We start from the raw sequence: 22,986 nt of genomic DNA on the forward strand, positions 1-22,986 counted from the left end.
CTTAAATATTGTTTACTGTATGTGTAAAAGTCTTTATATCGCCATTGGTCAAATACACCTCGGCTGCCCAAACGTCGCCAGTTTTCGTCATGACGCCGCCCTGCTGCCAATTGCATTTGAAATTCATGGTAAAACTTTCGTCATAGCAAATATAAACAAGTACGCCGTTTTCATAAAATTTCACATAATCGATTTTCTCGGGATACAGCGAGGCGATGCGAGGGAATCGCATTCCATTGTTGTGGATATGATCCTCTAGCCCCTGAAAATAAATTTGCTCATCTTCTGGTATTTTAGATTGCGCAATGCCCAACATTTGAGCCATACGAAAAGCAAAAAATTGGTCCTCACCCTTTGTGATCTCCCAATATGTCGGCACCTCCTGCTTGGTCATATTGTTATAATAGCCCCACGAAACGCTTTCCTCTTCGCACACAGTTAGCTGGCCGATTGCCTGCGAATCTTCGTTAATGAGAATCGGCTTATCGGGAGCGTATCTCTTAGCCAATTTAATATGGTTATATAATCGAGATCTCGATTCGCCGTTGCCATGAATTATGACTACATCGCTAGCCTTACACACCTCCTCATTTGTAAAGCCGCCCCCTCCACTGCAACCAACGGGGATGCCGTCACTGTAGAGTTTTGCCAAATGCAACAAAGCAACCATTCCCTGAGATTCATGAATAATAGGCATCTTCACAAAGCCGTTAATATTAAACTCGTTAGCGATTTCTATGATGATATTTTTATATCCTGTTGCCGCCAAAAACTTGGTCATATTTGTTACAATATTAATTACCGCCTGCGCTCCGTTAAGCTCCGTAATATTAGCCGCATAGAAATAGCTTACAATGACAATAATTCCCAGCTCATCACAAGCCTCAATAATACGCATCAACCTATCTAAATACGCCTGATCAGTCGACGATCCATCCGCAGAATATGGATTATTTTTGAGATCCCCACCTGCAATAGTAAAGCAATTTCCGCCACCTTGAAGACCTACCGTAATAGCCCGAAGACCTTTTTCGTACCATGCCGGTAGAGCTGCAATAAGCTCGTCCGTATTAGTATTAGCGTCGAATGCCTTGCCATATCGATTAAACAGATGGCGGTTTTCGCTATCAAAAACACCTTGAATAAACCTTGCATTCATCAAGGTGCCGAGCATCTTTTCGTTAACATCAGAAATATCGCTATAAACTAATGCTTCATTAATAAAAAATTTCTGGCCCTGAATAGATAAAATTGTTTTGCCCACAGCTACTACTCCTTGCGTATAAAAAACTCCCATAAATATTATGGTGTAGAATTCATCATAGCATAATATTTTTGCAATAGCAACCCCGCCCGATGCGCCAGCCGATTTATCTGCGATTTATCTGCAATGTAAAAAAAAACTCCATCAGCTGGTGTAGCCAAAGGAGCGAAATAGTTAATTGCAGAGTCGCTATTCATTGTCGTTTTCTATTACAACTTCTACTTCTATCTCCGGTACAAGCTCAGTTATTACCGGCGTGGCTACTACTGGCGCATCGGTGAGAGGCAGAGTTACTGGAGTCCCCGCATGATCATCATCGGTGAGAGGCAGAGTTACTGGAGTCCCCGCATGATCATCATCGGTGAGAGGCAGAGTTACTGGAGTTCCAGCATGATCCGCATCGGTGAGAGGCAACGTTACTGGAGTCCCGCATGATCCGCATCGGTGAGAGGCAACGTTACTGGAGTTCCGGCATGATCATCATCGGTGAGAGGCAACGTTACTGGAGTTCCCGCATGATCGTCATCGGTGAGAGGCAAGTTACTGGAGTTCCAGCATGATCCGCATCGGTGAGAGGCAGAGTTACTGGAGTCCCGCATGATCCGCGTCGGTGAGAGGCAAGTTACTGGAGTTCCGCATGATCGTCATCGGTGAGAGGCAGAGTTACTGGAGTTCCGGCATGGTCGGCGTCGGTGAGAGGCAGAGTTACTGGAGTCCCCGCATGATCCATCGGTGAGAGGCAGAGTTACTGGTTTTCCAGCATGATCGTCATCGGTGAGAGGCAGAGTTACTGGAGTCCCCGCATGATCATCATCGTGAGAGGCAGAGTTACTGGAGTCCCCGCATGATCATCATCGGTGAGAGGCAGAGTTACTGGTTTTCCGGCATGATCCGCGTCGGTGAGAGGCAGAGTTACTGGAGTTCCGCATGATCGTCATCGGTGAGAGGCAGAGTTACTGGAGTCCCGCATGATCATCATCGGTGAGAGGCAGAGTTACTGGAGTCCCCGCATGATCATCATCGGTGAGAGGCAGAGTTACTGGAGTCCCCGCATGATCATCATCGGTGAGAGGCAGAGTTACTGGAGTCCCCGCATGATCGTCATCGGTGAGAGGCAAAGTTACTGGAGTCCCAGCATGATCGTCATCAGTGAGAGGCAGTGTTACTGGAGTCCCCGCATGATCGTCATCGTGAGAGGCAGAGTTACTGGAGTTCCGCATGATCGTCATCGGTGAGAGGCAAGTTACTGGAGTCCCCGCATGATCGTCATCGGTGAGAGGCAACGTTACTGGAGTTCCCGCATGATCCATCGGTGAGAGGCAACGTTACTGGAGTTCCAGCATGATCATCATCGGTGAGAGGCAACGTTACTGGAGCCCCGCATGATCGTCATCGGTGAGAGGCAGAGTTACTGGAGTTCCCCGCATGATCGTCATCGGTGAGAGGCAAGTTACTGGAGTCCCGCATGATCATCATCGGTGAGAGGCAGAGTTACTGGAGTTCCCGCATGATCCATCGGTGAGAGGCAGAGTTACTGGAGTCCCCGCATGATCATCATCGTGAGAGGCAAAGTTACTGGAGTTCCCGCATGATCGTCATCGGTGAGAGGCAAGTTACTGGAGTCCCCGCATGATCGCATCGTGAGAGGCAGAGTTACTGGAGTTCCCGCATGATCGTCATCGGTGAGAGGCAGCGTTACTGGAGTTCCGCATGATCGTCATCGGTGAGAGGCAACGTTTACTGGAGTTCCAGCATCATCATCGGTGAGAGGCAAGTTACTGGAGTTCCCGCATGATCATCATCGGTGAGAGGCAAGTTACTGGAGTCCCCGCATGATCGTCATCGGTGAGAGGCAGAGTTACTGGAGTTCCTGCATGATCAGCATCGGTGAGAGGCAGAGTTACTGGAGTCCCGCATGATCAGCATCGGTGAGAGGCAGAGTTACTGGAGTCCCCGCATGATCAGCATCGGTGAGAGGCAGAGTTACTGGAGTCCCGCATGATCCGCATCGGTGAGAGGCAACGTTACTGGAGTTCCCGCATAATCCGCATCGGTGAGAGGCAGAGTTACTGGAGTTCCCGCATGATCGCATCGGTGAGAGGCAACGTTACTGGTTTTCCAGCATGATCGTCATCGGTGAGAGGCAGAGTTACTGGAGTTCCAGCATGGTCGTCATCGGTGAGAGGCAGAGTTACTGGAGTTCCAGCATGGTCGTCATCAGTGAGAGGCAGAGTTACTGGAGTCCCCGCATGATCGTCATCGGTGAGAGGCAAGTTACTGGAGTCCCCGCATGATCGTCATCGTCGGTGAGAGGCAGAGTTACTGGAGTTCCCGCATGATCGTCGTCATGAGAGGCAACGTTACTGGTGTTCCAGCATGATCCGCATCAGTGAGAGGCAGAGTTACTGGAGTCCCCGCATGATCGCCATCGGTGAGAGGCAGAGTTACTGGAGTCCCGGCATGATCGGCATCATCAGTGAGAGGCAACGTTACTGGAGTCCCAGCATGATCATCATCGGTGAGAGGCAACGTTACTGGAGTCCCCCGCATGATCGTCATCGGTGAGAGGCAACGTTACTGGAGTTCCAGCATGATCGTCATCGGTGAGAGGCAGAGTTACTGGAGTTCCGGCATGATCGTCATCGGTGAGAGGTAAAGTTACTGGAGTTCCCGCATGATCGGCATCGGTGAGAGGCAACGTTACTGGAGCCCCCGCATGATCATCATCGTGAGAGGCAACGTTACTGGAGTTCCAGCATGATCCATCGGTGAGAGGCAAGTTACTGGTGTTCCCGCATGATCCGCAACTTCTTCTGCTGCAAACTTGGCGGTGATAGTTCTAGTGGCTACCGCGGTGGCTGGCGCGGCGTATGTAGCATTGGAGAGCAAAGTTGCTAGAGTTAATGATACTACTAAACTTTTTTTCATGTTATAATCTCCTTTTGTTTGAATATATAAAATTTATTAACTTATATTACTATATTATCAAAAGTTTTGTCAAATATCAATAATTAGTTTGCAGTGTTGAGCTCTTGATAGGTAAACTCTTCCTATAAAAAAAAGACGCTACAGAGCGCCTTAGTTGTTGATATATTTTTCAAATACCTTGCCAAAATCTTTGGTGATGCAGGTTGCGTATAGTTTTTTGTGATAGCTAAAGATATAATCATTGATTTTCTCTACTTCAGTTACAAGTGAAATGGGGTCAGAAGTTTTTCCGCTCATAATTTCAGCTGTCAGCTCGAGACTCTTTAGCCCCGCTTCGTAATTTCTTTGATCAGTATGACGAATGTGACGAATAGCAAGTAGAGCTTTATAAATATCCTTTAGCTGTTCTAAGTGCTTTTTTTCGATATCGATTGAGAAAGGATGATCATTGAGAGTAAATTTGAGCTCTATATCTAGATCCACAGTTCCGGCTGTTTCGATGGCAATGGCCGAGAGAGAAGACTCATAAAAATTATATCTTTTTACAAGGCGTCTACTGCTTATAGCGCGTTCGCCATCGACATGGATAAAGGCAAGATTGGTGAAGCAATACTCATCTTTGTTTGATTTGATAATAAAGTAAATTTTTTCTTGATCTTCATGTAAGATGTAATCGTCAGCATCTACTTTATCAAAATCTCGTGGCTCGATAATTTTACCAATATCACTTAGTCCCAATACATCTGAAGCAATTTTTTTTAACATATGCAACCTCCAATAATAGTTTATTATTATTGTATGCGGAGTTTGGTCAAAATATAAACTGAGATATAAGTTTGTTTAGATTGCAAGATTTTTTAACTGATGCGCAGGTGTTAATACAGAATCTAACACACCTTTATTATTGCGTGTAAAAAGCTTTAAGTTTTTATCGATTATTTCACTAAACGCAAGCTCCATATTGTTCAGATGTGGTTGAGACATATCCACACCGTTTAACGATTTATACTCTTTGAAAATTGGAAGAAAGTGGTCGCCTCTGCCACAAAAATGAATAGCGCCGCCGTTAAAGTGCTCCAAAATTTGCTCGTCATACGGCTTAATAAACTCTAAGAAAAAGTCTGGTGACACATTAATTGCAGAGTCATTTCTAACCAACACTTTTCCTTTTACTAATCGACCATAGACCACGTGATACCCAGTATTATTTGGAACAATTCTAAACCACTCATCCAAAAATTTGATATAATAATCAGTTACCTTTTGCAAAAACTTATGAACCAGCTCTGGGCTTTCATATAGCTCAAAAAAAATATCACTTCCCCAAAGGAGGTCGGCCACATCCATCGGCCCTTGAGTATCAGGATGATCAAATAGGATATATTTGCCAATTTTAGGGTATTTCGCTTTAATTTCCATAAACTTTTTGCCTATAGAAAAAACATGAATGCCAACATGTTGATAGATATCAGGAAGCGGTGCTGCAACGATTTTCTCTACATCTTCAACGCCGTTTTTTAATGGACGAACATTAGGAAGAGTGTTTTGCTCATACGCCATTTCGAAAAAATCTACATTGGCCATGGCATTTGGGAGAATTCCAACACCATAGTTAGGGCGCACAGTCATTAATCTATCGAACCCTCTCGCCAAAGAATCGGAACAGCCTTTGTAAACAGAATATAGCATAAGAGTTTCATCTTTTAACGCATCATTGATATTCACTTTTGGCCACTTAATTGCAGATGGTTTCGGCACTCTTGGTTCGATCGTGAACAAGCCATCCGGAACAGAGCCATTTGCAAAATTGAGCCAATCGTTATAAATGCGTTCTTCTTCTATTGCGTCAATACGCGACTCTAAATCCTGTAAATAAATATCTAAATCACCAATCATTTCATGAAAAAACATAAATACCTCCATTATCACACAGCCAATTGCTGTTAAATCATTTTCTAACTTTGTAATCGCAACAACCGAAATGGCCGCAGCGATTACAATTATCGATATTGCCCGTACTGCTCAATTGCATACATCACGGCGCGCATGCTCTCGATAGAACTGCCATTGTTAATGGACCCCGCTGTCGCGATGTTTAGCCCGCGATAACCTCCATTAATTGCTTGTTCGCAGTCACGTTTTACTTCCGCTATAATGGCATCTTGATCGTTGTTCATAAATGTGAATGGCGCCAGTTGTCCATCGATTCTTGCATTAGGCAGGTGCTTGCGAATTTCATCCACAGTAAGCGTAGGCCCAAAATTGGTGCCGGTTAAATTTAGTTTGCCCAGCAGCGGGAGCAGGTGCCCCATCGCCGAATCGGAATGTTGATAGCGTTTTTGATTTGGTCCGGGCGAACGCTTCTCAAACACGGCCTTCAATATCGGATAGCCAAACTCCTCGTACATCTCCGGTGTCATCAAATAGCAGTTGTCGTCGTAAAAGCCAAATCCAGTCGCAACAATTCCAGACTCCGCATCCATCAGATCAATATAATTCATAATTACTTTGAGAATAGTATCGCTAAATCTTTTATACAAATCGGGCTCGTCATAATATAAAAACATAAGATTTTCTACGCCATATATCGATGTTGCAAGTGTAACAGGGCCGCGTACACTGTGGAAGCCCCCAGGTTTTTTGCCATAGGCTTCAAAGAGCCTCCTTTTTTCTGATTCCCAATTTTTGGGTAATACAAATTCTGGAAAATTCATCTTATCCACAGTATCGAGAACCGCTTCTAGCTCGGCGGGAGTTTGGCAGCTACCATGAAGCCAAGTGGTTCCCGCTTCATATACATATCGTCCGCCAAAAACCTCTCCAATTTGTTTAATACCCGGAAAGAGCTCCTCTTTAGTGGGAAAATATTCTTGAAGTAAACGCTTGCCAACAATTTTTTCTGAAATATCATTGTAGCGTTTATTTAATTCCATGCGTCGTTCTCGAGGCGTATGTCCCCATTGTTCTCCCTCTTCGTTAAGTTCAGCAAAGACGCACTCGCCACTCATTCGGATCCCCAACGCTACTTGTTGCGCAGCCGGGTTAAAGCAATTGTCCTTGTGAGCTTCCTCATCCTTTGCCCAAAACGCATCTAAATCCACAGGTAACATAATTGACACTCCTTTTCATATTGCAGTAGCGGATGTGGTTCTAGCGATTATTGAATTCGTACCGCTTGCTTTTGCGCTATTAGGCACAGCTCCGCGGCCTTGAATGCATGAGCTTGAGTCATCGCATTTTCGGTTCGGTTAATGCAGTCTAATATAAATTCTCCAAAAAATGGATATCCGATTTTGCCTGATACGTTAAAATATTTCTCTCCATCTTTATTGACTAGATATACGTGGTTTCCGCCTTTTTTATCTGTTGCAACATCGACGTATTTTCTGATCTCGATATATCCCTCGGTGCCCAGAATTATTGTTCGCCCATCGCCCCAGGTTCGCAATCCGCTCGGTGTAAACCAGTCTACTCTGAAATAGTTTGTACTGCCGTTCTTTCCTATTAATGTGCAGTCACCGAAATCTTCTAGCTCCGGTTTGTCGGCATTTTCGTAGTTGGCTACTTTACTATTGACTACGGTTGCGTCTTCTTCTCCGGCAAAGAATAGGTATTGCTCTATTTGGTGACTTCCGATATCGCACAGTATTCCGCCGTATTCTTCGTGGTTAAAAAACCAGTCCGGTCTGCTATCTTTACTTAATCGGTGTGGCCCAAGCCCGATTACTTGCAACACTCGGCCGATCGCTCCTTGCTTTATTAGATTGCCAGCGAAAATGGCTCCCTCAACTTGCAGACGCTCGCTATAGCATACCATATACTTTTTGCCTGTTTCTCGAACTTTAGCTTTCGCACTTTCTAACTGTTCAAGTGTTGTAAACGGAGCCTTATCTGTAAAGTAGTCTTTTCCTGCATCCATGACGCGTAGACCTAGTGGACATCGTAGGTTGGTGATAGCTGCTGCAGCGACAAGCTTTACTTCAGGATCGCTTAAAATTTCTTGCTCACTTGCAGCGACATGGGTGTTTGGAAATTGCTTGAGAAATGTTTCGATTTTTTTTGGATCTGGATCGTAGACCGATTTTAATGTTGCACCTGCGTTTACTAGGCTATTACACATTCCGTAAATATGCCCATGGTTTAGCGCGATGGCTGCAAAGACAAATTCTCCCGGTGCCACTACTGGTTTCGGTTTATCTTTTGGTATATAGTTCATTCCGTCGTTTTCGTTCATTTTAGTAGCTGCCCTCCAAATCTAGTGTTACCCCTGTTGACTCTTTTGTGAATGTGGAGTTTTCAATTTTCTTTTTGAGCTCGGCCAAAAATAGATCTTCGTCAATAGGCAATGATACGGTTTTGCCTAGCCAACTGGATAAGTGCATCGCGTTTGATAGCATTAGCCCGTTGATTCCTTCCTGTCCTTCTGCAACCATAGGAGTGCCATGCAAAATCTTATCAGCGAATGCGCGACAGACCCCGTTATGCTGTGGATTTTTACCATCAGTTTCCACTTTTAGCCATTCACCATTCGGTTGCTTAAACGTTTCCTTTGATTGGTAGCAGTAGTCTCTTTCATTTACGTCTAGCTTATATACACTAATTCCAGATTGTTTTCCTGGCTCAGTGTGATCAATTTCGCAAATGATTTTTCCTTTTTCTAGCGTAATTTCAAAGCGATTTGTTCCCGGAAGATCTGCTGTGGTGGTGACAAACACGCCTGTTGCCCCGTTCGGAAACTCCAGATAGGCAGTAACATCGTCTTCTACTTCGATATCGTGCCACTTGCCCTCATGGCAAAACGCAGTGACCTTAGACGGCATCCCACAAATCCATTGAAGTAAGTCTAGGTTGTGTGGACACTGGTTTAGTAATACGCCACCACCTTCTCCGCTCCATGTGGCTCTCCAATCTCCGGAGTTGTAGTAATTTTGAGTTCGATACCAAGTGGTGATAATCCAGTTAACGCGCTTTATTGCGCCGAGCTCTCCGCTATCAACAATCTCTTTCATCTTTCTATATATATGGTTGGTGCGTTGATTAAACATCATGCCAAACACAACGCCCGACTCTGTCGCCGCTTCGTTCATTTTGCGGACCTCTTTTGTATATACTCCTGCTGGTTTTTCGCACATAACATGAATGCCTCGCTTAAATGCTTCCTGTGCGTAAATAGGGTGTCCATAATGAGGTGTTGCGATAATAACGGCATCTACAAGCCCGCTATCCAAAAGTTTTATTCCATCATCGAAAGTTGCCACTCCTGAGAAGTTTTTCTTAGCAAATTCTAGTCTCTCTGGTCTGATATCCGCGACTGCCGTGAGCTCCATATTGGCTACAACGCCGTCGACGATGCGCTTACAGTGCCCAGTACCCATTCCACCAATTCCAATAATTCCAATTCTAACTTTATTCATATTTCCCTCCGTTTAAAAGCCCTGTATACAACAATTAGGGTATATATTTATATTGCATACGTCCATTATAAACATTGTATACATCACTGTAAAGACCTTTTGCTTAAAAACGTCATAAAATTTCTAAATTTTGTATACTAAAAATATCTTTGCGATAGATAGTAAAGCAGGATTTTTTGGTAGGGGATAGAACTTGGGGTAAAAAATAACAGCCGATTGCTTTTTATCTTTTGTATCCATCGGACAAGATCGTTCGAGATCTACGTCCTATTCATGATTGTCGTAAAGGTAGATTCTGTATGTATTTTGAGATTGATTGCCCATGCTTTTTATACAATCTAAAATTTAGACAAGTTCCTACAATAATTAACTATATTTCTCTTCAGTTAATTTCACACTACTTTTTTATTACATAATTTGCACTGATATTGCTTTTTGTGCAGCGATATAGTATACTTTTGTCACGCATTATAAAAAAGCTGCAACAAAATAACACATACTTAAATTTTGTAGCATACAATTTAATGACGCATTTGATTTTTGAGACGCATCTATAGATTTGAAACATAGAAAGGAAAATCAGAATATGAATAAAAAGATAAAAAGAAGTACGGCTGCTGGTTTGGCTTTATCCGTTGGACTATCCATTCCTGGAGTATCCACTTATGCTGGCGTTCAAATGCATACTTATAATATTATAATTAGAAACGCAGATAATGTAAGTTTGCTATCAACTGAAGCGACCGAAGTTATTGCACAACAATATGGAATCGATTTGATGACACTGAGAAAAAGTCAGAATGCCCTAGATGCGGTACAGGCTGAGTTGGATAAGTTGGTAGCGTCTATTATTGTTGCTTCAGATTTTTCGAAGGCGACTTTAATAAATAAAGCCGGAGTGACTGATGGGGCGGTTGAACCGGATCCAGCTAGTACCGCGACCACCGATATAGGTAAACTCGAAGAGGCTCTCGCAACTGACTTGTTAGGTAAAGTTGGTACAAAAGCTGATACACTACCTTCTGGTACTCCTGCTACCATTATAGAAAAACTGCTAGCTGCAGGACATGATGTGTTGCTAGGTAAAGAGATTGGCGTCATTGTAACCATAGGTGCTGCAGATGGAAATACCGAATCAAAACAAGATGACAATACTACGCTAGCTCCATATGCTATAGAAATTCAATTGACAATGAACTTAGAAGCGGGCGGTCCGACTTTAACTACGCATAGCTATCCCGTATCTAAGAAGGATATGATCTTTGTTGTAGATCCCGACCTTGGAAACATAACCTTCGCTGTTGCAGAGGGAAAAGAATACGAATATGCTATTGCTCCAGCTGATGCCAAAGTTGGAGATGTTGTTGCGTTTAATAAGATAACGACTAATTCTAAAATGGCCAAAATACTTTATAGCAAATTAAAAGCTTTTGCTGGCGAGAAGACTCTTGTATTTCGTGAAAAAGATGCGGCATCTCCTTCGGAAGCGACTGATTATGTCAATGAGACTCATGCTACTAAAGCTATCGAGGATATTACCTATACAATGGGAGAGCCAACCTACGCGACAGGAGAGACTGTTTATACTGCAGAAGATATTGTGATAGATGATCTTGCCTCTACTGTAGAAGATACTGTAATGGGTATTATAGCCAAAACAGACCAATTGAAACCCGTGAGAATTGTTGACCTTGTAGTGGAATTCGATTTCGAGGAGGAGAAGGCGTTTGTTAGCATCCCCGGGGGTGCAGCAAATGGTAAAGTGCTTACAGATGGAACAAATGACCTGGTGGCAAAATATGGTACAGGTGCTGCTGGTTCTGCGACAACAACAACACTATAGAGTTAGGACGATCTCCAAAAGAGTTAAACACTGCCTTTGGGGTAATGGAGTTATCTGGAGTTAGTGCGACTGACGGTCAAGAATTGAAAATAGATGTAGATTTTTCTGCCATAAAAACAGAATTTGAGACCTCTAATCCAGACGTACTACTCGTAACTAAAGATACCATCGAAGTAACTAAGAATTTTATCACTGCCCCCGAACCTATATTAACGGATAATAGTGACGGCACCGCCACTCTTACATTAAAAAATATTACGAAAGATGAATGGAAGACACATAAAAAATTTTTGAAGGTTGAGTTACGAGCTACTTATGATGCAACAGCAGTAAGAGCATCTCGCTCAAGCTTTGTTCCGGTCTTAAATCTTAATAGCAAATTTGATAATGCAACAGAAGTTGATGGTGACGGAGGTGCAAAAGATTTGCAAGTGACGATCAGTCAAGATGAAATTGCCAGCCTTGTATATGGCAATTACGATAACGCTATAGAAGTTTCTGTGTCGGAAGCTAGCTATTTCGTTTTGGAAAATTCAGGAAAAGACAAAGTTACAATAAAAACTCCGCAAGCCGCCGCTAATTATACGATAGATATTAATGGCACTAAAACTTCTGCTGTCAATATAGAGGTAGGCAATATTGTTGAGGACAATGAGTACAAAATTAATGTAACGCACAAAGCCGGTGGCGCTATTAAAAATACGGCAGAATATATAAAAATAGCCGAGGGTAATTTATTAACTCAAATAGCAGATCTTAGCGAGTGGGATTTTGCCGTTGGGGATACAGTCGAGGTAACAGTAATCGACATGTATGATCCGACTATTCCAGAAAAAACATCGAACCCTATTACTATGATAAAAGCTCCTGCAATTAGTAGTTCTGCAGTTAAATATGATAAACAGCCCAAAACTTTATCTTTATCGTTAGCTAAGTCTGTGGGAGATACGCCTGTAAATGTAACGTACAGTGTCGATTATTTAGGTTCAGATGATAACATTGATAATATTCAGTTGGCTGTTGTTGCTTCTGGCACTTTAATACAAAGCAATTATCAAGATGCGTTGCGACCTCTTGCTAAGGGTGACGTTATGACTATAACCACTAGTCAAAATATTTGGAATGTTTTACCAAATAGTGACAAAATAGTTGAGCCTACCGCCGCACTCAGCGTTAAACATACTAAAACAACTAATAATAGTGTAGAATTTTTTATTGAGAAAAACGGCGGGACAAATATTACACAATACGACGCCTATGCATATATTCTCAGAAAAGACGGTACCAAAGATTATGTTGAGAGTCCGGTACAGATTGCTGATGAAGATCCATATGATTCATGGGACCGTTTTGATTCCGACGGCACAGTTACGGTAGACTTAACAAAAACATTTGCAAAATTAAATCCGTTGGCCAATGGAGATAAAATAGGATTAGAAATTAGACACAAAACAGATGGGTTAATTCACAATACTTATGCAGTATATGAAGCCGCTGTTGAAGAAACTAAAAACGAAATAACTTGGGATAACACAAGCCCGGCTGCAACAAAAATTAAGTTTACTGTTGAGGAAGCTGACAAAGTTACTGGATATTATAATGGCAACTTAAATAGCCAGCTTCAATTGGGCTTCGCTATCCATACTATGAAAGATGAGGCCATAGCCAACACTCAATATATTCCTCTTAATCACAAAGCGGGTGGCGTGAAAGTAACAGCAGATAAAGCGACGCCTACAACCGCCGTGGTGGAGATCGACTTAACCAATACTGCCAATCCAGCAATCGTTGAGTTGAAGAAATTTTTGAATACTACACATCTGGGCAAAGTAGTCGCTGCCTATGTAGACAATGTATCTAGCTTGCAGACTCCGAAGTTAACTGCAGATGCGAAAGAAATTCAGCAAGTGGTGACTCCTACAATCAAAATAACGGAAGGCGAAAAGGCGACGGCTCCTGCAAAAGGCGAGATAGAAGTTGCGTTAGGAGACGGTACTTCTATAGAACACTTAAACGCGACAGTGAAATTGTTAAATCCTGCCGAACAAGCCGCTGCGATGTTTAAGTTAGAGGATGCTGATGGCGATAAGATTACTGATTCGTATAGACTTGCCAATGATAGTATTAAATGGGAACAGGCAATAGTGGGAGAAATTGTGGCCACCGTATCTAGTAACGAATGGAACGTGGTGCCTTCTGCAGAATCCAATACTCTCGAAATTACTCACATTGCTCCTCTGACTGCGGAGTCAAATGTTTCAAATACGGCCATAACCGTAACGCTCACCGAAGATGCGGATGAATATATCGATCCTAGCACCGGTAAACTTCTGGATGGGTATGAATTCTCCATAGCTGCGATTAATGAGCCAATAAAAGCGGCATTTATAAGCGCTGAAGATGCTAAGTTTAGAGAGGTGCCTGATACAAACGCCAATGCTATCGATGCGCGCTGGACGATGGGTGCCAACAACACGGCTACTATTACTATTTTAAGCTCTGACCTACAAAAGATAGAAGAGCATATTACCAATCCGCTAAACTTCGATTACCCAGCTATTACTTCGGTAAAATCTGATGAGCAATCATATCACGTAATGCAAATTAATTATAATAGAGCAATTGATATGAAGGAAGCAATATTGACGATTGTTGATAAAGAAACTCCGGCAACTGTATATGTTAAAGAAACTCTTGCAGATGCCAAATCAAGTACGGAGAGCTTTTTCCAATGGCCATTTAGAAACGCTGGGGAGAAAGCCATGACTGGGGCAGTCGAGTCCAAAAACGATCAGCTATTAGAAGCGGGCACTGAAGTAACGATCAAAATTACTGCAACAGATACCAACGATGTAGATCATGAAATTACACAAGATTATATTGTTACTGAAGAAGATGTGGCTGCAGCTACATATAAGGGTGTTAGTAGGTGGACTGACTCCATGCTAGATAAAGAAATAGCGCAAGATGTAAATGATTTTATAGAAAGAGAAGCATATAATAATAAAATTGAGTTTACATTAGGTAATTACAAAAATTGGTTAGAGAAAGCTAGCAAAACTACAGCCAAACTAGAGGAACTTACTGCATATGTACCGATACCAAAATTAATCACCGATTTTACTGATCTCCCTACAATTTCTTGGACTGATCCTGTCGAGGAAACTGTGTTTGCAGATTATGTTTTTGTAGAAATTCCAAGTTTCTATATGGCTGATAACACAGAAAATGAAAATCTCTCATTAACTTTGTATAAGACTAAAAATGGAGCACCTGTTGACACAGCAGATGACGCGAAGAAGATTAATTCAGCGGAGGGGTTGGTTGTAATCGCAAATGGCGCAGTTGATCCTGCTGTGATTAATCTCGAAGTTAAGCAAAAAGTTGGAACTACAACAGCGATCGTAAAAATTCCTATTGCCACATTAGAAATGGTAAACGGCGAAGAGGGAGCTGATGTTACCTTTAGCGTTTCGCATTCAAACCCGAATTTTAAAGCGCAAAAATGTTCGCAGAAATTAACTTCAGCTAAAACTGTTACGATCACAGAGGACAAAGTTGATAGAGAATACGAAGACGACTCCACTGGTGAAACTAAAGTTGCTCCGCATATAGAAGTGACGCTAAATGGCGGATGGGACGATACAGTTCGTAAAGTAGCGTATACAATTAATAATGTTGGGGCAACAGAGTTTGCAATAGATCCAAATACAAATATAGGCTATATAAATACGGCAACTCTAGGAGATACTTTGAATCCGGGAGATACTTTGCATATAGCGGTATATGGAAATACTTGGAATACAATCCCTAGCGGAGTGAGTAAGGCAGTTGTGGCGGCTCCAGCATTTAAGATGGATGATCTATCTGCAGATTTACCAGCACTTGGGGATCATGTCGAAGGAAATTTGAACATCGCAGATGACGGAACGCTGAAAGTAACGTTTACACCAGATGATACAAATCCTACAGCGGATTATTCTAGCATAACCACGACTATTGCAATCGCCAATGCTAAAGATTCAGATGATGCAGATCTCATTACCGAAACAATTACAATGAATGGATTTGTAGCCAATGCTGATCAAGTATATCACACCAAAGCTGATTTGATAGAGAATTGGTCTGCGACTAAATCGGGAGATGTGGTTGTTACGACTTCTAGTACCAAATGGTATATTATCGATAATGAGTCCACGTTTACGGATGCGATCAAAGAGACTTCATTAGAAAATGTAGGTGCCAAAGCTGATGCCACAGGAATTGAAGTAACCGTCAATAATGCAGATGATCAATATGTTGCATCTGGAAAAGATGAATTGAATAAGCAATATGAACTACATTTTTCATCAGCTAATTCTGAGACTGTATCGTCTAAAACACAAATTGCAAAGGGCGACTGGGATATTATTACTACCCCGGGCACAGCAACGACAACTATTACTAACGAGGAACTGAGAGAATTAGGAATAGTCATGGGGCATTATAAGGTTGCTGTTACTCTACGAAATACTGATTCTTGGGTTGAAAAAGATAAGAGTATACAGATAGCTTTAGAGGATCTAGAGGAATTTGTCCCTAAAGCAACGTTCGCAAAGGCTGATACTGAAGCTGATGCGGATTTTGTAGTAATCGATTTTGAAGGTGCTTGGAAGGGCGATGCATTCGATAACGATTTCCAAATCGATTTATTTGTAGAAACCGCTGAAGATGCAATCAAAACAGCAGCAGCAAGGGTGGCTCATGCAGATTTAGCAGCCTATTTGAAACAAGATGCAGCCGCTGGAGGAGCCACTGATGCTGAGATCGCGAAAGCTAAGAGAACAGCCAAGTTAGAATTGCCGGTTGGAATATTGAACCTTACAGATGCTGATCTCAATAAAAAAGTTATAGCGAGAGTGACTCATATTCCATCGATTTATATTCCGGATGGCCAAAGTTCTGCGACATCTTTGATATCTGTGGTAGCTGATGATACTGCCCTAACCAAAATGACTGTACCAGAGATTAAGGATGAAGTAACTGGGTATAACTTTGATACAAATGTAGCTGATGTCACTAAGAAAAATGCAATTGAAGTAACGCTCGCAGCCCCTGATGCCACCGCTGAAGTTATTGCGTATGTAAATGGTGTTGAGAAAACTGCTGCCAAACTAGACCCAGCCACAGCCGCAACCGCAACGTATATTGAGATCGCTAAACTTGGATTAAAAGTAGGAGATATACTGACTGTCGAAGCGAAGGCCGCGGATTGGCGTAAGCTACCAGCAAAATCAGTAGAATCTGAGAAGGTAACTCAAATTGAAAAACCGGTATTGGCGATTGCTCCAGATCCAGCGGATCCAGCTAATGGCACTGTAACGCTAACAAAAGCCGATACTGATCTTGCTGAATATGAGATCGCAGATTTAACAGCAACTCTTACATTAAAAGATGACAAGGGTGTGGTAATAGAAACTCAGGAAATTACTAGCACTGCTACTGGATTTAGCGCGACATTTGATACCTTTACAAATAAAGATGCGTGGAAAGGTGCCACTACTGGCAGCGTGGAGGCAATAATTTCCAATTCGAAACAGTGGTATAATATCGACTCTGAATCAATATCTAGAACTATTAAAGATGTAGCCACTATAGAATTTCCTCCAACTTGGGAAGCGGCGGGGCTTCGTGTCAACCTTGAAACTTCTCCAGAAGAATATTTAAATGACCAATCAAAACTTGGCCATGGATATAAGCTATCGGTAACAAAGGCGGATGGAGCTGCATTAGATGTTCCAGCTGATCTTACAAACCTATACTGGAGACAAGATGAAGATCACATTACAGCTATAATACCAAATTCGATATTGCTAGCAGCATTAGACGATGCAATAGCATTTAAACTAAAACTTGAAAATACCAAAGACTGGTTTATGAAAGAGAAAATAACAAAAGAGATTAGCCTTGACGGGGAGGCCAAATTGGTGCCGCAACCTAAATTTGTAACAAACTACACTGACTCTAATATACCACCTGATCTTCAACCGACTACTTCTATAACAGCTGACCACATGTTAATTGAAATTCCAGGTTCGTACGACGCAGCTAATGCTAAGATGAATGAAAACTTAACTGTTAGATTATACAAAATAGCTGATGGGGCATCGGTAAATGCTGACGGGACGCCAGTAGATGACATAAACCAATGGATTGCGGGTCAATATATAGAATTAGTGACAGACGGAACAAAGACGGCTACGATCATTCCTAATTTAAAATTAGCAAACGGTGTATCTGATAAAACAGTAGCCTATTTGCAAATTCCAGTAGATGATCTTAAATTTGACGTGCAAGATTACCTCAATGAGGTAGTGGTGACCGTTAGCCATACGAATACCCAGTTAACCCCAACCGAAGTGAGACAAAAACTGCAGTTGGCACCGGCTCCAAAAATTGTGGGCACAAAAGAGCAAAACCTTGCAGAGGCCGAAACGGCTCCGCTAATGTATAATAGCAAAATGAAGGTTACATTAAACGATATCGATGGCGAGTTCAAATTGGATGACAATACAGACTGGGCTAGTGAAAATTTAACAGTAAAATATAGTGCCGAAACTCCAGTTGTAGATCCAGCAACTCCAGCGGTGGATGTAGACATAGAATTTGATCAAGTGATAGATGTAGTAGCGGCGGCAGACGGAGCAACAGAATCAGGCGGATTTGCAAATGGCGAAAAAGTTTATGTGGAAGTTGCTAGTACTGATAAATGGTATGTCATAAATAACGAGGTTGACTCTTTAGCGACTATACAGACAATTGGTTTAGATTTGGCTCAAACAACTGATGGAAAAGGTATTGTGGTGACTATCGAAAACTCTGGCGCAACTGCTGCGGATGAGTATGTTGGAGTTTATACTGCGTTTACCCCGGCGAAATCTACGGGAACTATTCCGGACTCAGATGGATTGGTAGAATTTGGAACATTGAAGTTTGAACAAGGTGTAGATAGAAAAATCAAAGCTACCATTACAGAAAATGATCTTAAGAAATTAAAGATATTACCAAACGATACGAAAATTCAAGTAACAGTATCTCATGCCGAGGATTGGTTATTACTAAATAGCGCAGATTCGCAAATAGACATACCGTCTATAACAATGGCCAAACCGATTGTTGGAGAGAGTGAAAAGGGCGAAGATTTTGTGCGCATTGAAGTTCCGGGAGCTGTTGTAAATGAGCATGACGATATTATTAACCTTGACGTCACATTTGAAGATGCGACTGATACTAATCTTAAAGGAGATGCTAATACAATATTAGACTGGACACAAGAGGGCGAGTCTGCAGTGGCTAATGTACCACGCGAAAACTTCGTTAAGGCATTTGAAAATAATGGAGGAACTGTTACGTTGAAAGTAGTGCACCAAACTTTAACTGATAAAACAGCTCAAACATCATTCGCGATACCTCCAACACCTCTTAATTTACTATTTACTGGAGATAACTTTATTGCAAGCGTTAATGAAACTGCCGATGCAAAAGTAAAATGGCAAGCGGAGGTGGGAATCACTGCGGACGACGGCACGTTCACAGCGTATGGAGATGCGATTGAATCGGCTGAATTCTCTGAAACTACTGGGTCTGATCCTGATCCTAAATACAAAACGCTTGATGGTACGCATAAGGCACCAGAAGTTATGACAGGCGACAAAGTAACGATTAGATTAGTGGGAACTGAAAACGCAAGTGTAAGTTATACAGTTCCTGTCACGCTAAGCTCGCCAACAGCCGTCGAAGCGCCAACGCTGGATGTTACCTTTAGCGCATCAACTATGACTGTGAAGATCCCTTCTGAAGAATTAGGAAGTTCACCAGAATCGCCAATAGCAGAAGTTCAATATATCGATAATCCAAATGTTGAAGCACCAGCATGGAAATTTATTGGTGATTCGCAAAGTGCAGTTATGGATCTGGATATGGTAACAACTTACACTAAAGCAATAGCTACGATACCTGATATTTCTACAGCCGCGCTGCGAGTTGCTCCAAAGAATTCTGCAACACCATTTATTCAACCAAATGATGATTTAATCAACGATGATACAATTACCATAGATGCAATCGAGTTCGAACCGACCAGCTCGGCCGCAAGAGCAGTTTTTAGAGGCCATACGCTTAGTGTTATGTTGCGAGATTTTGTTAATCCAAACGAAATAACTATGACATATCTTGTGGACGGTGCTAAACCAGACCCATATACACCGCTAGAACCGATTATGAACAACAAAGGATTAACTTATAATTATACAGCCGACATACCATCAGTAGATATTCCAGCAGGAGAAAGTATAAGGGTTGACGTGGCAACAGCAGAGGGAAGCTCGACTTACTATAAGACTGTTTATGGATATTCGGATAAAGTAGAAGAGTTCCCAACACCGAGCGTAACCTTTACGTATGTATCTAGCGTTAGTAAAGATCATTTCATGATGAATATCGATTCCTATGCAATAAAAGATTTCATCGATAACTTGGGAGAAGATCCTGATGATGTATTGGAGTTAACGTATAAAACCACAGATGCAAACGGAAACGTAATTAAAGCGGGGGATATAGCAGAGCTGAAAGATAAGCCTACGTCATATTTTTATTTAACACCAAATAATGACATATTGCCAGCAGGTGGAAAATTGCATATTATAGCAACAGCAGTTATTGGAGACGTAACTCATGAATCTGTTTTGGTTTACGAAAGACTGCAAGCACCGACAATGCGTAGAGAAAAAGGTACCATTGTTATCGACAAGAACAACAAAAATGCAAATGTAAAATATACAATATATGACGAAGACGCATCCAAGAAAAATCTACTAGGAACAGCACACCATCCGGTGACAATAGATAATAATGAGTTGATAATTAGAGGCAGCGAGCGAATATATAACACCCCTATCGCGTTTAAGAGGCTACCAGATTTTAATACCAACAAAAACTTGGAGGTCTTTATATCCGCATCGCAAGACGGGTTTATGCCAATTATAGTGACGGATATCATTACACCAAACGATGTAATATTTAAGCCAACGCCAACGATTCAAATAGAAGGAAATACTGTTTCAATTAAGGAGTATAATCAATACGCATCAGACGGAACAGAAGTATATATTGCAATTCGTGAAGATAAGTTAGAGGTTGATGATATAGAAGATGCGGTAGAGGCAAGTGGAGCGAACATCAATGACGGTGTTGGCGGCACGACACTCGAAGGTTCTCTCAAACGCGACATAGTGTATAAATACACATCTGCAGCAGGATATCCATTAGATACTAAAAATGAAAACCCTGGACAAATCCAAATTTTGGTTAAAAATGAGAACTACAAAGATGGTCACGAGCTAACTGCGACTCATGCGTATACACAATCGGATATTGGGCAATTAAAAGCTCCGAGATTTGTTGGAGTGGAGGGCGATAACTTAATTATTTTGTATCCAGATGATAGAGCCGAGTTCCACTATTACGCATTTGCTAAGGCTGGCGCACAAGACGCTGCCGTGGCAGTGAGAGACGATCGCAAAATTGATCCTAAAAACGATGAGGATTTTGATCCAGCTAAAGGAAGCATTTCTATAGCGACCTTGCAGAAAGCATATACAGAGCAATTTGGCTCAACTAACGAGTTATCAGCAGGAGACAGAATTCTTGTTGCCTCTGTTGCAGAGGGCTCTGTAGAACTTGGGAAAACAATGGAATACACAATGGAAGAATCCGATTTCCCAATGCCAGCCGAAATTGAAAGCTTTGGATTTTCAGATGGAACGAATCATTGGGTAGATGTAACATTAAATAAAGTACCGATTGATCATAAGATATTAGTTTCTAAGAATGCATTTACCGTAGGTAGTACAGTAACTGCCGACGGCAAGGATGTTTTTGAGATCATTGACACAGTAGATGAAAAACTCGTAAGCTTTACAACATTTGATGTAATGAGAAAATTTAGCGTCGCTAATACCGATGAAGCGCGCAAAGCATTAGCCGAAGTTGAGGATGGGTTAAAATTTGCTCTCGTAGATGCAGACAATAAAGTAATCGACACTAATGCTATTGCGTTTACTCTCAATAATATGGAGCTTGCACCATTGGAGACGAAAAAATCAGGTAGTATGGTACACTTCTTGAGTACGTCTTTGGATGAATATCTTGAAGACGAGTATGAAATCCAAGTCGAATACAGTAATAAAGAAGAGATTGAGTGGGAAAAAATGCCAGACAAAAGGGGCACATATCAGGTTTCGGAGTCAATTATATTCAATCCATATTTTGAGGCACGTATAGCTCTATATAATATAGATGTAATTCCAGATCCAAATGCTACAACGGGTGACGATGCACCACTATATACATCAGCGAGCTATAGAAATCCGGCTACGTATGGCACAATAAATGTCGATGGAAAAGTGATCTATATTAACGAGTTGGTACAAGACAAATTTGATGAACCATTGTATGAAGAAATTCCGCTATTTGAATCTGAATTTGAGAACGACGACGCATTTGAGGCGCCAGAAATCGAAATTCCAGAAGTGATGTTACCATCATTAGAAATTCCGGAGATGACAACTCCAGAGATGCCAGAGATTAATGAATTTGAGGAAAATTTTGCCGAGGAGTTAGAACTAGAAGAGGCACTATTCGAGGAAGAAGTATTATTCGAAGAAGAAATGTTATTCGAGGAAGAGGCATTATTTGAACCACATTTAGGAGAAGAGAGCCTAGAAAATCCGGCGATGTCATTGGAAGTGGTAGAAGAGACGACTTATGGATTTGTGCTAGAATCAGCACCGATCGAGGAATATGCAGCTGAGGAGGCTGTACTAGAATCAGCACCGATCGAGGAGTATGCAGCTGAGGAGGCTGTACTGGAATCAGCACCGATCGAGGAGTATGCAGCTGAGGAGGCTGTACTGGAATCAGCACCGATCGAGGAGTATGCAGTTGAGGAGGCTGTACTAGAATCGGTAGCGATCGAGGAATATGCAGTTGAGGAATTTGTGGCAGAGGAATTTTTTGAAGAGCCGGTAGCTGAAGAAATCTTTGAAGAGCCGGTAGCAGAAGAAGTCTTTGAAGAGCCGGTAGCAGAAGAAGTCTTTGAAGAACCGGTAGTTGAAGAAGTCTTTGAAGAGCCGGTAGCAGAAGAAGTCTTTGAAGAGCCGGTAGCTGAAGAAGTCTTTGAAGAGCCGGTAGCAGAAGAAATCTTTGAAGAACCGGTGGCTGAAGAAGTCTTTGAATGAACACGAAGACAAATGTTTTTGCTAAGATGTTCAAAAAGATATTTAGAATTTAATTAATACAAATAAATCAGAGCAGACTAATTCGCATAGAGTTGGTCTGCTTTTTATATATGGCATTTATTTCCTATATTGTCAGAATCAAGAGTAGTAGAATTTGCTGTAGCAGAAGAAGTTTTGGAGGAGTCGGTAGCCGAAGAAGTCTTAGAGGAGTCGGTAGCAGAAGAAGTTTTAGAGGAGTCAGTATGAAGAGATTTGAACCAA

General features: G+C 41.9%; 15 protein-coding genes. 2 read left to right on the top strand and 13 right to left on the bottom strand.

The features are described 5' to 3' along the window. Position 1: 1 nt before the first annotated feature. The 13 genes from PCY70_RS00135 to PCY70_RS00195 form a co-directional block, all read right to left on the bottom strand. Positions 2–1,264 carry a hypothetical protein gene (locus PCY70_RS00135; RefSeq protein WP_305767964.1) on the bottom strand — a complete coding sequence of 421 codons (1,263 nt, stop codon included), beginning with the start codon at positions 1,262–1,264 and terminating at the stop codon, positions 2–4. Between the two features lie 189 nt (positions 1,265–1,453). Continuing rightward, a complete protein-coding gene (locus tag PCY70_RS00140) occupies positions 1,454–1,678 on the bottom strand; it encodes a hypothetical protein (protein WP_305767965.1) in 225 nt (74 codons plus the stop codon). Positions 1,679–1,680: 2 nt separating this feature from the next. Next, positions 1,681–1,863: a hypothetical protein gene (locus tag PCY70_RS00145; protein ID WP_305767966.1), complete on the bottom strand. Its 183-nt coding sequence runs from the start codon at positions 1,861–1,863 to the stop codon at positions 1,681–1,683. A gap of 354 nt (positions 1,864–2,217) precedes the next feature. After that, positions 2,218–2,574 (bottom strand): hypothetical protein, encoded by a 357-nt coding sequence (locus PCY70_RS00150; RefSeq protein WP_305767967.1) that lies wholly within the window; start codon positions 2,572–2,574, stop codon positions 2,218–2,220. A 756-nt stretch (positions 2,575–3,330) separates the two neighbouring features. Beyond that, positions 3,331–3,537, bottom strand: coding sequence for a hypothetical protein (locus PCY70_RS00155; RefSeq protein ID WP_305767968.1), 207 nt, complete (start codon positions 3,535–3,537; stop codon positions 3,331–3,333). Positions 3,538–3,583: 46 nt separating this feature from the next. Beyond that, positions 3,584–3,793 (bottom strand): hypothetical protein, encoded by a 210-nt coding sequence (locus PCY70_RS00160; protein ID WP_305767969.1) that lies wholly within the window; start codon positions 3,791–3,793, stop codon positions 3,584–3,586. Continuing rightward, positions 3,777–4,043: a hypothetical protein gene (locus PCY70_RS00165; protein ID WP_305767970.1), complete on the bottom strand. Its 267-nt coding sequence runs from the start codon at positions 4,041–4,043 to the stop codon at positions 3,777–3,779. The genes PCY70_RS00160 and PCY70_RS00165 overlap by 17 nt, the downstream gene beginning before the upstream one ends. Further along, the gene (locus PCY70_RS00170; RefSeq protein ID WP_305767971.1) at positions 3,965–4,192 is read right to left on the bottom strand and encodes a hypothetical protein; all 228 of its coding nucleotides are present in this window, start codon (positions 4,190–4,192) and stop codon (positions 3,965–3,967) included. Before PCY70_RS00170 ends, PCY70_RS00165 begins: the two co-directional genes overlap by 79 nt. A 150-nt stretch (positions 4,193–4,342) precedes the next feature. Next, the gene (locus PCY70_RS00175) at positions 4,343–4,957 is read right to left on the bottom strand and encodes a PH domain-containing protein (protein ID WP_305767972.1); all 615 of its coding nucleotides are present in this window, start codon (positions 4,955–4,957) and stop codon (positions 4,343–4,345) included. Positions 4,958–5,032: 75 nt separating this feature from the next. After that, positions 5,033–6,103, bottom strand: coding sequence for a uroporphyrinogen decarboxylase/cobalamine-independent methonine synthase family protein (locus PCY70_RS00180; protein WP_029487668.1), 1,071 nt, complete (start codon positions 6,101–6,103; stop codon positions 5,033–5,035). A gap of 89 nt (positions 6,104–6,192) precedes the next feature. Continuing rightward, positions 6,193–7,302, bottom strand: a complete 1,110-nt coding sequence (locus PCY70_RS00185; protein WP_305767973.1) for a uroporphyrinogen decarboxylase family protein — start codon at positions 7,300–7,302, stop codon at positions 6,193–6,195. Between the two features lie 47 nt (positions 7,303–7,349). Next, complete coding sequence (locus PCY70_RS00190) at positions 7,350–8,426, bottom strand: Gfo/Idh/MocA family protein (protein ID WP_029487671.1); 1,077 nt, start codon at positions 8,424–8,426, stop codon at positions 7,350–7,352. Position 8,427: 1 nt separating this feature from the next. Next, positions 8,428–9,606, bottom strand: a complete 1,179-nt coding sequence (locus PCY70_RS00195; protein ID WP_305767974.1) for a Gfo/Idh/MocA family protein — start codon at positions 9,604–9,606, stop codon at positions 8,428–8,430. 586 nt (positions 9,607–10,192) lie between these two features. Between PCY70_RS00195 and PCY70_RS00200 the strand changes: the two genes are divergently transcribed. After that, positions 10,193–11,449, top strand: coding sequence for a hypothetical protein (locus PCY70_RS00200; RefSeq protein WP_305767975.1), 1,257 nt, complete (start codon positions 10,193–10,195; stop codon positions 11,447–11,449). Between the two features lie 44 nt (positions 11,450–11,493). Next, on the top strand, positions 11,494–22,725 hold the full coding sequence (locus PCY70_RS00205; RefSeq protein WP_305767976.1) for a hypothetical protein: 11,232 nt from the start codon (positions 11,494–11,496) through the stop codon (positions 22,723–22,725). The last annotated feature ends 261 nt before the right edge of the window (positions 22,726–22,986 follow it).

The organism is Candidatus Epulonipiscium viviparus (genome assembly GCF_030708075.1).
Lineage (GTDB): Bacteria > Bacillota > Clostridia > Lachnospirales > Cellulosilyticaceae > Epulonipiscioides > Epulonipiscioides viviparus.

What these genes read in the sequence shown, in the direction of transcription:
- PCY70_RS00145 (WP_305767966.1), bottom strand. Translation starts at nt 1,863, where the DNA reads ATGCGGGACTCCAGTAACTCTGCCTCTCACCGATGCGGATCATGCTGG.
- PCY70_RS00150 (WP_305767967.1), bottom strand. Translation starts at nt 2,574, where the DNA reads ATGGATCATGCGGGAACTCCAGTAACGTTGCCTCTCACCGATGACGAT.
- PCY70_RS00170 (WP_305767971.1), bottom strand. Translation starts at nt 4,192, where the DNA reads ATGAAAAAAAGTTTAGTAGTATCATTAACTCTAGCAACTTTGCTCTCC.
- PCY70_RS00175 (WP_305767972.1), bottom strand. Translation starts at nt 4,957, where the DNA reads ATGTTAAAAAAAATTGCTTCAGATGTATTGGGACTAAGTGATATTGGT.
- PCY70_RS00180 (WP_029487668.1), bottom strand. Translation starts at nt 6,103, where the DNA reads ATGTTTTTTCATGAAATGATTGGTGATTTAGATATTTATTTACAGGAT.
- PCY70_RS00185 (WP_305767973.1), bottom strand. Translation starts at nt 7,302, where the DNA reads ATGTTACCTGTGGATTTAGATGCGTTTTGGGCAAAGGATGAGGAAGCT.
- PCY70_RS00190 (WP_029487671.1), bottom strand. Translation starts at nt 8,426, where the DNA reads ATGAACGAAAACGACGGAATGAACTATATACCAAAAGATAAACCGAAA.
- PCY70_RS00195 (WP_305767974.1), bottom strand. Translation starts at nt 9,606, where the DNA reads ATGAATAAAGTTAGAATTGGAATTATTGGAATTGGTGGAATGGGTACT.
- PCY70_RS00200 (WP_305767975.1), top strand. Translation starts at nt 10,193, where the DNA reads ATGAATAAAAAGATAAAAAGAAGTACGGCTGCTGGTTTGGCTTTATCC.
- PCY70_RS00205 (WP_305767976.1), top strand. Translation starts at nt 11,494, where the DNA reads ATGGAGTTATCTGGAGTTAGTGCGACTGACGGTCAAGAATTGAAAATA.